Below are 12,168 nucleotides of genomic sequence, written 5' to 3'. Positions count from 1 at the left end.
CACCCCTGACGAGGCCATGAAGGCTGTGCCCCACCGAGCGCCCCGCCGCGCCCCGCATCCGTGACGATCACGAGCGCCTCCCGGTCACCGCCGACCGGCGAGAGGAGAGCCGCAGCATGTCCGCACCCGCACCCCGCGCCGTTCCCCACGTCCCGAGCCCCGCGCAGGAGCCCCCCGCCCAGGGACCGTCCCCCCAGGGACCGTCCACCCAAGAAGCGCGGACTCAGCAGCCCCCCGTCCTGGACCGTCTCCGCGTCGGCTCGGCGCCCGACTCCTGGGGCGTCTGGTTCCCGGACGACGACCAGCAGGTGCCCTGGCAGCGCTTCCTGGACGAGGTCGCGCAGGCCCAGTACGAGTGGATCGAGCTCGGCCCGTACGGCTACCTGCCCACCGACCCCGCCGTCCTGCGCGAGGAGACCGGGCGGCGCGGACTGAAGGTCTCGGCCGGCACGGTCTTCACCTCCCTGCACCACGGCCCCGCCGTATGGGACGCGACCTGGGAACACGTCAGCCAAGTCGCCACGCTCACCCAGGCCATGGGCGCCCGGCACCTGGTCGTCATCCCCTCCTTCTGGCGGGACGACAAGACCGCCGAGGAACTGGAACCGCGCGAACTGACCGCCGAACAGTGGCACCACCTCACCCGCGGCATGGAGCGGCTGGGCGCCCGCGTGCGCGAGGAGTTCGGCCTCGGCATCGTCGTCCACCCGCACGCCGACACCCACATCGACACCGAGGAACACGTCGCGCGCTTCCTGGACGGCACCGACGCCGACCTCGTCAACCTGTGCCTGGACACCGGCCACTACGCCTACTGCGGCGGCGACAGCGTCCGGCTCATCGAGACGTACGGCGAACGGATCGGTTACCTGCACCTCAAGCAGGTGGACCCGGACATCCTCGCGGACGTCGTCGCACGCGGCACGCCCTTCGGGCCCGCGGTCCGGCAGGGGGTGATGTGCGAGCCGCCGCTCGGCGTGCCCGCGCTGCCGCCCGTGCTGGAGGCGGCGCAGGCGCTGGGCGTGGACCTCTTCGCGATCGTCGAGCAGGACATGTACCCCTGCCCGCCCGACCGCCCCCTCCCCATCGCCGAACGCACCCGCCGCTTCCTGCGCTCCTGCGGGGCCTGACGGTCCACGGCGTAGGGGAAGCCGTCCACGGCGTAGGGGAAGCCGTCCACGGCGTACGGGAGCCGACCCCTGCCCACGCTTCGTCCGCGGCACACCCGTCCGTACCCCCTCACCCACACACCGCATCGCATCGCACCGCACCGCACCGCACCAAGGAGAGAGACGACATGACGACATCGCAGGGGATACCGGCAGCCGTGTCGGACGTGCGGGCGGCGGGCGGCACGCTCGGCGTCGCCGTCATCGGCACCGGGCGGATGGGCGCCGACCACGTGCGCCGGATCAACGAGGTGATCAGCGGGGCGCGGGTGGCCGCGGTCGTCGACGTCGACGCCGACCGGGTCAGGAGCGTGGCCGACGGCGTCGAGGGCGCCGTGCCCTACACCGACCCGGCCGCCGCGATGCACGACCCGGACGTGCACGCCGTCCTCATCGCCTCCCCCGGCCCCGCGCACGAGGCCGCGTTGCTCACCGCCTTCGAACACGACCTGCCCGTCCTGTGCGAGAAGCCACTCACCCCCGACCCGGGATCGGCGCTGCGCGTCATGGCGGCCGAGCAGCGGCTGGGCCACCGGCGCGTACAGGTCGGCTTCATGCGCCGGTACGACGCGGACTACCTGAAGCTGAAAGACCTGCTGAGCCGACGCTCCTACGGACGCACGCTGCTGCTGCACCACAAGCACCGCAACGCCGACACCCCACCCGGCTTCAGCAACGCCATGATGATCCACGACTCCCTCGTCCACGAGGTGGACGTGACGCGCTGGCTGCTGGACGAGGAGATCACGGCGGTCCGCGTGTTCCGGCCCGCACCCACCACGCACGCCCCCGCGCGGCTCAGCGACCCGCAACTGATCCTCTTCGAGACGGCGGCCGGGCAGATCGTGGACACCGAGTTGTTCGTCAACTGCGGCTTCGGCTACCAGGTCCGCTGCGAGGCGGTGTGCGAGGACGGCACGGCGACGATCGGTGACGAGCACGGGGTGCACGTGAACGCGGCGGGCCGCTGGGGTGGCGACATCACCCCCGGGTTCGTGGAGCGCTTCGAGGCGGCATACGACCGCCAGGTCCAGCGGTGGGTGGACGCGACCCGGCGCGGCGAGACCGAGGGGCCGAGCGCGTGGGACGGGTACGCGGCGGCTGCGGTGTGCGAGGCGGGCGTAGCCGCGCAGACCACGGGTGAACGCGTCGAGGTGCGGATGATCGAGCGGCCGGCGTTTTACGGGTGAGCGGACGGCCCGCGTCTTGCGGGTGATCCAACAGCCCGTGTCTTACGGGTGATCGAACGGTCCGTGTCTTGCCGGTGAGTGGACGGCCCACGTCTTATGGGTGATCGAACGGCCGGTGCTGGACGGGTGAGTGCCGGGGCCCGGAGCAGTCGTCCGGCCGCCGAGGCCTGCCGAGGTGGCACGCCAGTCTGAACAGCGGCCATGCCAAGCCGAACGGCGAACGATGACCGGCGACCGGCTGAGGCTCGCGCCGAGTCGCCGTAACCCGCGCCGGCGCTCGCGCCCTGGCGCGTTTCGCAAGTGCCGCGCGAGCGCGGGCGTGAGGGCCGGTGTGAGCAGGGTGCAGCCAGCGCACGAACACAAAAGCGCGCGTGCGCGTCCAGTCTGCGCCGGAACGCGCCCCCGCGCGTGAGTGCGATCGCCCTCCTGCCCACGCGCGGAGCACCGGCGTACGCGCGGAGCTCACTGCTGCCTGCGCGCTGCCCCCACACGGCACAACCGCACCACACCCACACCCAGCAAAAGCAGCAAGAGCAGCAAGCGACAAGCCGAAACCGAAGCCAAAGCCGACACCGAAGCCGAAGACAAACAACCAACCCACCCGCGAGGCACCCCAAGACATCCGAGGTACCCCCATGAAGATCGCCCTTGACCCCTACATGTTCCGACACGTCCCATTGCTCGAACTCCCCGCCCTCGTAGCCGAGTTGGGCTTCGAATGGATCGAGCTCTCCCCGCGCGACGACGTGAACCCGTTCTTCCTCCACCCGCGGATCGACGACACAACCGTCCAGAGATTCCGCACGGAACTGGCCGCCGCGGGCGTCGGCATCTCCTCTGTCCTCCCCCTCTACAAGTGGTCCTCGCCCGACGAGGACGAGCGGCAGGCCGCCGTCCGCTACTGGAAACGGGCCATCCGCATCACCGCCGACCTCGGCGTGGACACGATGAACTCGGAGTTCAGCGGGCGCCCCGAACAGGCCGGACGCAGCGAGGGACAGTTCTGGCGCTCGCTGGAGGAACTGCTGCCGCTCTTCGAACGCGAGGGCATCTCCCTGGCGCTCGAACCGCACCCCGACGACTTCGTCGAGGACGGGCACGCCGCCGTGGACCTGATCCGCGGCATCAATCACCCCCTGGTGTCCTTCCTGTACTGCGCCCCGCACACCTTCCACCAGGGCGACGACGCGCCCGGCATCATCCGGCACGCCGGCGAGCTGCTGACGGCCGTGCACCTCGCGGACTCCTTCGACCACCGCGCGTCGTCGGGCCTGCGCTACATCGTCAATCCGCCCGGCTCCGCCGTACGCGTCCACCAGCACCTCGACATCGGGCAGGGTGAGGTGGACTTCGACGAGCTGTTCCGCGCGCTGGCCGCGAACGGTTTCGACGGCACCCTCGTCTCGTCGGTCTTCGCGTGGGAGGAGCGCGCCAAGGAGTCCTCGCGTTTCATGCGCGAGACGATCGAGACGTACCTCAAGGCGAACTGGAGCTGACCACGGTGGCCACCTCCTCCCGCTCCTCCCGTCCCGCGCCGCCGCCGCACCCCACTACCCCGGCGTCGGCGAGCGGTGCCCGCGGCCCCAGACGTTTCATCCTGGCCATCGCCGCCGTCGCGGCGCTCGGCGGTGCCCTCTTCGGTTACGACACCGGTGTCGTCTCCGGCGCGCTGCCCTTCCTCCGGACGCACTTCGGCCTCACCTCGCTCGGGGAAGGCGTCGTCACCAGTTCCCTGCTGATCGGCGCGGCCTTCGGGTCGCTGGTCGGCGGCCGGATGGCGGACGCGCTGGGACGGCGGGACGCGCTGCTGTGGGCGGGGGCGGTGTTCATCGGGGGCGCCGTGGCGGTCGCCGTGGCGCCGAGCGTGCCGTTCATGGTGGTCGCCCGGTGCGCGCTGGGGCTCGCGGTCGGCAGCGCGTCCGTCATCACGCCCCTGTACCTGTCGGAGATCTCGCCCCCGCACATACGGGGGCGACTGGTCTCGTTCAATTCCTTGATGATCGTCAGCGGTCAGTTGCTGGCATACGTGCTCAACGCGGTGCTCGCGCAGTGGGGGGCCTGGCGCTGGATGCTGGGGCTGGCGGCCGTGCCTGCCGTGGCGCTCTTCGTCGGGCTCTTCTTCCTGCCCGACACCCCGCGGTGGTACGTCAGCAAAGGCCGCACGCAGGACGCGGCCCGGGTGCTGCGCCGCACCCTGCCCGCCGACGAGGTCGGCGCGGAGCTGGCGCGCGTGGACCGGGCGCGCGCCGTGGAGGCGGACGCGCGGCACGCCGCCTGGCGGGAACTGCGCACGCCGTGGGTGCGCCGGCTGCTGCTGATCGGCATCGGCCTGGCCGTCGTCCAGCAGATCACCGGCGTCAACGCCGTCATCTACTTCGCGCCCAAGATCCTGGAGACGACGGGCCTGGGCACCGGCGCCGCGATCACCGCGACCATCGCGGTGGGCGCAGTCTCCGTCCTCGCCACCGCGATCGGCATGAGCCTGATCGACAAGGTCGGCCGACGCCCACTGCTGCTGACCGGCCTGTCCGGCATGGCCGTCTCCCTGGTCCTCCTCGGGGCCGCCTTCCGGCTCCCGCCCTCCCCCGGCGTGAGCTGGCTCGTCCTGGCGCTGATGGTCGCGTACATGGGCTGCATGCAAGCCACGCTGAACACCGGCGTCTGGCTGCTGCTCGCCGAGATGTTCCCGCTGAGGGTGCGGGGGCTGGCGATGGGGGCGGCCGTGTTCGTGATGTGGCTGGCCAACTTCGCGGTGGCCCTGTTCTTCCCCGTCCTGCTCGACGCGGTGGGCGCCGGCCCCACCTTCTGGATCTTCGCCGGTCTGTGCGTACTGTCCCTGCTCTTCTGCCGCCGGTACGCCCCGGAGACCAAGGGTATGGCGCTGGAGGACCTGGAACAGGCACTGCGGCGGTCGACCGGGGAACGGTGACGCGGCCGGAGCCGGAAGCGACCACCCGGGCCACCGGCCGGCACCGCCCGGCGACCCGACCGAGCCCATTCGGACGAGCCCCAGGCGGACAACCCACGGGCGAACCGACCGGACGGGCCGATCAGACAGACCGACAACACAGACCGACCAGACAGACCAACCACACAGAGCGACCACACAGACCAACCACACAGACCGACCAGACGGACCAATCAACCGGACCAATCAAACGGGGGCCGGAATCACCGTCCGGCACCCCGCCAGGCCCATTCGGACGAGGCACACGCACCGCTCCCCATGCGGGAGGGCCTGCGGTGTGGAAGGTTCTCTCCGTGGAAGCGGTTCTTTCGGCGGGATGGAGAGGGACGGGCCTGCGTGGCGGCGGTCAAGCACTCGTCCCGAAAGACGGCGCCCGGTAACGACCGCACCTCCCCCGAGATATCCGTCGGCACGGGAACTCGTCACCACTGTGCACAGGCAGCCGAAGCAGGCGAGAAACCCCGAACACCGAAGAAGCACCCCTCTCCAGAACACCCACGCCACCGCCCCCCAAGCACCCCCCAAGCCCCCTCGGAGCAGCAACCAGAGAGCCACCGAAGAAACGCTCAAGAAACGCTCAAGAAGCACCCGAGAAGCACCCGAGAAACGCCCGAGAACCGACCGGGGAACCTTGCCAAAACCCAGCCACCACCGTCCCCAAGAAACAACGGACCCCCCAGCACCACCCACATCGCCCCTGGTCCGGCCACATCCGCCCCCCATCTACCCCCATCCACCCCCACCCACGATTCCAGCATCTGAGACACCACAGCATCACGTTGCGAGAAGGCGGAAAGCTGACGGACACTCCGTCGGGGACCGCGTACGTCCGTTCCCGCACCGCTTAGAAAGTTCGGAACAACACCGTGAGTCTGCTGCGAAAAAAGCCCCTGGAACGTGCCATCAAGGAGGCTCGCGGAGAAGGTGAACAACACCTTCGCCGTGACCTTTCCGCGTTCGATCTGACGGTCCTCGGGGTCGGTGTCATTCTCGGCACCGGAATCTTCGTGCTCACGGGCACGGTGGCCCGGAACATGGCGGGTCCGGCCGTCGCGCTTTCCTTCGTCATCGCCGCCGCGGTGTGTGGCTGCGCCGCGCTGTGTTATGCCGAGTTCGCGTCCTCGGTCCCCGTCGCGGGTTCCGCCTATTCGTACTCCTACACCGCGCTCGGCGAATTGCCGGCCTGGGTCATCGGGTGGGCCCTGAGCCTGGAACTGACGCTGGCCACCGCCGTCGTCGCGGTGGGCTGGTCGGGGTACCTGCAATCCCTGCTGAACAGCATCGGCCTGCATCTGCCCGCCGCGGTGAGCGGTGGTGACGACGCCGTGCTGAACCTGCCGGCCGCGCTGCTCGTGCTCATCCTGACGGCGGTGCTCATCGTGGGCGGCAAGCTGTCCAAGGGGGTGACCAACGTCCTGGTGGGGATCAAGTTCGCCATCGTGCTGCTGGTGATCGTCGCGGGGCTGTTCTTCATCGACAGCTCGAACTACTCGCCCTTCATCCCCGAGGCCCAGCACACGGCCCGCGTCTCCGGCCTGGACGCCCCGCTGCTCCAGGTGCTCACCGGCATCACCCCGACCGCGTTCGGCGTGTCCGGCATCCTCAGCGCGGCGGCGATGGTCTTCTTCGCCTACATCGGGTTCGACATGGTGGCCACCTCCGCCGAGGAGACCCGCCGCCCCCAGCGGGACCTGCCGATCGGCATCATCGCCTCGCTGGTCGTCGTCACCGTGCTCTACGTGGCCGTGTGCCTGGTGGTCACCGGCATGCAGCACTACTCCGAACTGTCGGTCGGCGCCCCGCTCGCCGACGCCTTCACCGCCAAGGGGCACCCCGTCTTCGCCACGATCATCAGCATCGGCGCGGTGGTGGGGCTGGCCGCGGTGAGCCTGATCTGCTTCCGCTCGCAGAGCCGGGTGATCTTCGCGATGGCCCGCGACGGCCTGCTCCCCAAGGCCCTCTACAAGGTGGACCCCCGGCACGGCACCCCGAAGATCAACGTCGTGGTGCTCGGCGTCATCATGGCCTGCCTGGCCGCCTTCATGAAGTTCGATCTGCTCGCCGAAATGGTCAACATCGGCACGCTCTTCGCCTTCGCCTCCGTCTCCGCGAGCGTCCTGATCCTCCGCCGCACGGCCCCCAACCTCCCCCGGGCCTTCCGCACCCCCTGGGTGCCGTTCATCCCGCTGGTCTCCCTGCTGTGCTGCCTGTACCTGATGCTCAACCTCCAGCTCATCACCTGGGTCGGCTTCCTGGTCTGGATCGCCGTCGGCCTCGCCCTGTACTTCGGCTACGGCCGCCGTCACAGCAACCTCGACGCGCGCCGGGGCGCGGGGGCGGATGAGGAGGGGGCGGGGGTGGGGGTGTAGGGGCGGCACCCCTCTGTGTGGACTCGGCTTTCCATGGCCTGTTGCTCTCCCACGAGCCCTGTAACGGGGCCGGGCTGACGGGGTTCGCCCGGCGCGGCAATGTGGTACCGAGCCCGATGCGAGGAAGTCAGGCGAGGGTGCGAGCGGGGGCCTCCGGCGGCAACGCCGACCTGGTCCACCAGGGCGTCGGGGAACGGAGCGGCCCGCCCGCACAGTCCTCCCGGCCGTGCGCGGGCGGGTCTTCGACCGGCTACGAGACCGTCCTACGGGCTGCGAGGCGTTCGGCGAGTTCGTGGGCGGCCGGGTTGCCGGGGATGCGAGGGAGCCGGGCGGCGATGTCGGTCAAGCCGTCGTTGATCCGTACGGACTGCACGCCTTCCGCGCTGTTGAGGAAGTCATGCCATGTGCTCAGGGCTTGAGCGGTGTTGCCGCGCTTGAGCTGGACGTGCCCGAGGTCGGCGAGCACGATGGCCCGGCTCCGTTTGCGGTCCAGGCCGTGGGTGTCGAGTGCCAGGTGCAGGTGTTCCTCCGCTGCGGCGAGGTCACCGAGCCGGGCGTGGATCATGCCGGTCTCGTGTGCCCACCGGCCGGGGCTGTAGTGACTCGCCCATGACAGGCCGGGTGCGGCCGGGGCGTGCTCGATCGCGGACTGTGCGGAGGTGAGCATCTTCGTGGCGGTGGTGCGGTCACCATCGGCGGCAGCGGCACGGGCGAACGTGTTGCGGTAGTACGCCAGCACTTTCGGGTTGGTGAGTTTCCGGCCGCGTTGCTCGCACGCTTCGGCGAGCCGTACGGCGGTGGAGAAGTGGCCCAGGTCGATGGCCTGGTCCGCCAGTCCGCGCAGCGCGGTCGCGGCGAGTTCGTTCTCGCCGGCCTCTGCGGCGAGCCGGAAGCTGTGCAGGTGGTACTGCTGGCCCAGCCCTTGGTTGCCCTCGTCCCGGGCCATCCAGCCGATGAGGTGGACCAGCTCGCTCGTCGCGGCGAACAGCTCACGCCCGATCTTCTCGGTGTACCGACCGTTCAGCCACCGCTTGACGTCGATGGTCAGGTAGCGCACCGCCAGGTGCCGGGCGTGGCCGCCGCCGAGTTCGGAGGCGGCATTTCCCAGTGTGGTGGTCATCGTGCGGACCGCGGTGACTTCACCGTTGCCCACGGCCACGGGACCGGGCCGGTTTACGCGGCGGGTGACCGCCTCGGCTTCGGGGAGGTCGAGCGCGGCCAGGCCGACGGCTGCGGACGCTGTGAGGAACTGCCGTCGGTCCACGTCACTTCCTCCCAGGAGCAGGACTGAGGCCACGGTATCGACAATGTGGGACTCGTGGCCTTCGGACAGTTCCAGGTGCAGTACCCCTTCGATGAACGGCAGCCATACCTGCGGCACCCGTCGTCCGGTCTCCCAGCGGTAGACCTGCTGGCGGTCGAGGAATCCCGGCTTCCCCCAGCGCGCCGCCGAGAGCTCGTCGGCGAGCGTTGCCTGGCTGCACTTGGGGCGTCGCGCCTTGCGTGCCGCGCGAATGCGCTCTCCGATGCTCATGTCGGGCCGATCGTTCGTGCTGCTGGTTCACAACTGGCCTACAGCTGGCAGACATTGTGGCAGCTATTCACCATACGCATCCATGGGTTCACTGATCGTTACAGCCCGGTGGCGGAATCCGGGCAGCGAGAAAGGAACAGCTCATGGAGCAGACCACCCCGGCCTACGAGGCCCCTGTCGTGCTGGACGCCGGCGACATCGCGGAGGTGACGCTCGGTACCAACACCTTCGACTCCGCCGACGACACCGAGTACAAGAAGGACTGACGGTCTGAGGGGCCGGGCACGGGCACCGTGCCCGGCCCCTCAGCTGTCCAACTGCACGCGAACAGGTTGGAGGCGCGGGATGCGGTGGAGCGCGGGATGGGAAGGGTGCCCGATGCCCCGGCGCCCCCGGACGGGGCGGCCGGTGGCCGGGCTGGGCACGGTCTGGACGGCGGGGTGGTCGGCCCGGCAGGTCCGCGCCACGGGCACGGGTTCGGTGGCCCTGGCGGTGATCGGGGTGTGCGGGGCCGACGACCGCCAGGTACGCGAGGCGCTGGAGTGGGTGCGCGCCCGGCGGTGGCGGGAGCTGACCCGTTGGCCGGGCTCCTACCTGGTGGTGGCCCGCAGCGGCCCGACACTGGTGGTGATCGGGGACTTGTCGGGGCAGCACCCGGTGTACTGGCGTCGCCGGCCGGGCGGGACCTGGTGGGCCACCTCGGCGACCGCTCTGGCCGCGTTGGGTGACGCCCCGGTCGATCCGGTGGCGCTCGCCGCGCACCTGGCCTTCGGGCAGCCCGATGTCCTGGCCGAACGCACTCTGTTCCGCGAGGTGCGGCGGGTGCCGACCGGGCACCTGCTGGAGGTCGGCCCCGGAGGAGCCCGCACCATCCGCTACGAACCGCTCTCGTACGCGCCGGTATTACTGGAGGAGGCGGGACCGGCAGTCCGCACGGCGCTCACCGAGGCGGTTGCCGCCCGCCGGGACGATCGGCCCGTCAGCGCGGACCTGGCCGGTCTGGACTCCACCACCGTGGCCTGCCTTGCCGCCCGCCACCGGCCGGTGACCGCCGTGACCTTCGCCGACCCCCGCCTGCGGGACGACGATCTGCCCTACGCCCGGCGCACCGCCGCCGCGGTGCCCCTCCTCCACCACCACGAGGCGCCCGGGACCCCCCACACCCTCTACTACGCCCAGTTGGCCCCCGAGGACATCGCCGCGCTGCCGTTCACCGACGCCCCGCACGCCTACACGGTCACGGCCGCCATCAAACGGTCGGTGCTCGATACCGTCCGGACCCGGCAGGGGCCCGGGGTGCATCTGACCGGTGTGGCCGGCGACGGCGTACTGTCCGCCCCCGACGCCTACCTGGCCGACCTACTGCGGGAGCGGCGCTACCGGCATGCCTGGCGGCACGCCCAAGGACATGCCCGGCTGCGACAGACCTCGGTACGGACCCTCGCGGACCGCATCCGACCTGCCGCCCGGCACGACCTTCCCACCTGCTGGCGGCAGACCGCCGCCCTGCTGCGCCGGGCCCCACGGCCCTGGGTTCCCCAGGCCCAACGGCCGCTGGCCTGGACACCGCTGCTGGCCACGGCCGACTGGATGCCCCCCACCGCCCGCCACCAGCTCGCCGACGCCCTCACCGCCGCCGCCGACAGTCTCATCGAAGCCCCCACACGGCTGGCCGACTGGACGGACAACCAGGACCTTGCCAGGGTCGGGGCCAACGCGGCCGGCTGGCGCGCCCTGGCCCTGGCCGAACACGGCATCGACATCGCCACGCCCTATCTGGACAACGAGGTGCGCCGCGCCTGCCTGGCCGTGCCCGCCGAGCAGCGCGGTGCCCCGGGTCGCTTCAAGCCGCTGCTGGCCGCCGCGTTCGCCGACACGTCGGAGGTGCCGGGGTTCGTCCTGGCCCGAACGACCAAGGGCGGCTTCAACGCCCTGTCCTACGCCGGACTCGCCCGCCACGCCGCCACCGTGCGTAACCTGCTCGGTCCTTCCTCGCGGCTGGGCGCCCTGGGGCTGGTGACCGAGGCGCCGGTGGTCGCGATGCTGCGCCGCGCGGCCACCGGCCAGCCCACCGCCCAAGGCGCCCTGCACACCGCGGTCGCCACTGAAGTGTGGCTGCGTCGACTCCACCACGCCGCGCCCGCCTGGTGGGAGGTGACCGGCCGTGTGGCGACTGCGTAAAGACGCCCATCCCGTCCTCACCGACGAGGGCGGCGCGATCTTGAGCGAACGCACTGGACGGTGGACCTATCTGACCCCGAGCGCGGCGTGGGCGCTGCGCTGCCTCCTGGCCGCCGGCGACGAGACACAGGCCGCCGGGCCGTACGCCGCCCGGTACGGCCTGCCGCCTGTCCAGGCCGCCGCCGACCTGCGTTCCGTCGCCGCTCATCTCGCCGCACAGGACCTGACCGTGCCGCCCGCCCTGCCACGTCGGTGGGGCTGGAGGTGGGGACGGTGACCAGCATCGAGGCGTACGCCACCACCCGTACCGGTACCTTCCCCGAACGCCTGGCCGCCGCCGTCGGCCTGCTGCTGGCCCTGGCCCTGCTGCGGCTGCCCTTCCGGCACACCGTGCGCGCCGTCCGCTGGGCCCGCCGCGCCGGACGCCGCCCACTGGCTCCCGAGCGCGCCGAGGCTCTGATCGCCGCCGTTCGGCACGCCGGGCACCTGTGGCCGGTGCGGTGCGCGTGCGCGGAGACCTCGCTCGGCGCCGTCCTGGCGGCGGCGCTCCTGGGCCGCCGCCTGGCCTGGTGCCTGGGGGCACGCTTCGCCCCACCTCCGACGGCCTATCACGCTTGGGCCGAGGTGCCGGGGCACGGCCCGGTCGGCGAATACACCACCGGCGGCTGGCACCACCACGCCGCCCTCGTCATCTGACCGCGTCAACCCCACGCCACGCGCCCGCGTGACCACCGCCGGACCACCGCCGTTGAACGAG

Annotated in this window: 10 protein-coding genes; 9 read left to right on the top strand and 1 reads right to left on the bottom strand. The window is 71.2% G+C overall.

Features of this window, described 5'->3' with window-relative positions:
• Positions 1 to 116 precede the first annotated feature (116 nt).
• The 5 genes from ABZX96_RS15650 to ABZX96_RS15630 all read left to right on the top strand — a co-directional run bounded on the left by ABZX96_RS15650 (position 117) and on the right by ABZX96_RS15630 (position 7,696).
• The gene (locus ABZX96_RS15650) at positions 117 to 1,130 is read left to right on the top strand and encodes a sugar phosphate isomerase/epimerase (RefSeq protein WP_355543976.1); all 1,014 of its coding nucleotides are present in this window, start codon (positions 117 to 119) and stop codon (positions 1,128 to 1,130) included.
• Positions 1,131 to 1,297: 167 nt separating this feature from the next.
• Complete coding sequence (locus ABZX96_RS15645; RefSeq protein WP_355543973.1) at positions 1,298 to 2,359, top strand: Gfo/Idh/MocA family oxidoreductase; 1,062 nt, start codon at positions 1,298 to 1,300, stop codon at positions 2,357 to 2,359.
• A 635-nt stretch (positions 2,360 to 2,994) separates the two neighbouring features.
• Positions 2,995 to 3,855 carry a sugar phosphate isomerase/epimerase gene (locus ABZX96_RS15640; RefSeq protein WP_355543970.1) on the top strand — a complete coding sequence of 287 codons (861 nt, stop codon included), beginning with the start codon at positions 2,995 to 2,997 and terminating at the stop codon, positions 3,853 to 3,855.
• A gap of 5 nt (positions 3,856 to 3,860) precedes the next feature.
• Complete coding sequence (locus ABZX96_RS15635) at positions 3,861 to 5,288, top strand: sugar porter family MFS transporter (protein WP_355543967.1); 1,428 nt, start codon at positions 3,861 to 3,863, stop codon at positions 5,286 to 5,288.
• A gap of 929 nt (positions 5,289 to 6,217) precedes the next feature.
• Complete coding sequence (locus tag ABZX96_RS15630; protein WP_355544152.1) at positions 6,218 to 7,696, top strand: amino acid permease; 1,479 nt, start codon at positions 6,218 to 6,220, stop codon at positions 7,694 to 7,696.
• A 250-nt stretch (positions 7,697 to 7,946) separates the two neighbouring features.
• Here the strand turns inward: ABZX96_RS15630 and ABZX96_RS15625 are convergent, their stop codons facing one another.
• Complete coding sequence (locus ABZX96_RS15625; protein WP_355543964.1) at positions 7,947 to 9,230, bottom strand: tetratricopeptide repeat protein; 1,284 nt, start codon at positions 9,228 to 9,230, stop codon at positions 7,947 to 7,949.
• 143 nt (positions 9,231 to 9,373) lie between these two features.
• Between ABZX96_RS15625 and ABZX96_RS15620 the strand changes: the two genes are divergently transcribed.
• The 4 genes from ABZX96_RS15620 (at position 9,374) to ABZX96_RS15605 (ending at position 12,107) form a co-directional block, all read left to right on the top strand.
• Positions 9,374 to 9,496 (top strand): lasso RiPP family leader peptide-containing protein, encoded by a 123-nt coding sequence (locus ABZX96_RS15620; RefSeq protein ID WP_355543961.1) that lies wholly within the window; start codon positions 9,374 to 9,376, stop codon positions 9,494 to 9,496.
• Positions 9,497 to 9,608: 112 nt separating this feature from the next.
• Positions 9,609 to 11,411 carry an albusnodin/ikarugamycin family macrolactam cyclase gene (locus tag ABZX96_RS15615; protein ID WP_355543958.1) on the top strand — a complete coding sequence of 601 codons (1,803 nt, stop codon included), beginning with the start codon at positions 9,609 to 9,611 and terminating at the stop codon, positions 11,409 to 11,411.
• Positions 11,395 to 11,688 (top strand): PqqD family protein, encoded by a 294-nt coding sequence (locus ABZX96_RS15610; RefSeq protein WP_355543955.1) that lies wholly within the window; start codon positions 11,395 to 11,397, stop codon positions 11,686 to 11,688. The genes ABZX96_RS15615 and ABZX96_RS15610 overlap by 17 nt, the downstream gene beginning before the upstream one ends.
• Positions 11,685 to 12,107 carry a lasso peptide biosynthesis B2 protein gene (locus ABZX96_RS15605; RefSeq protein ID WP_355543952.1) on the top strand — a complete coding sequence of 141 codons (423 nt, stop codon included), beginning with the start codon at positions 11,685 to 11,687 and terminating at the stop codon, positions 12,105 to 12,107. The genes ABZX96_RS15610 and ABZX96_RS15605 overlap by 4 nt, the downstream gene beginning before the upstream one ends.
• Positions 12,108 to 12,168: the final 61 nt, after the last annotated feature.

Source organism: Streptomyces sp. NPDC003077, from assembly GCF_040611095.1.
Taxonomy (GTDB): Bacteria; Actinomycetota; Actinomycetes; order Streptomycetales; family Streptomycetaceae; genus Streptomyces.
Note: the sequence above shows the minus strand (reverse complement) of the source record. Positions and strands in the feature narration are given on the sequence as shown.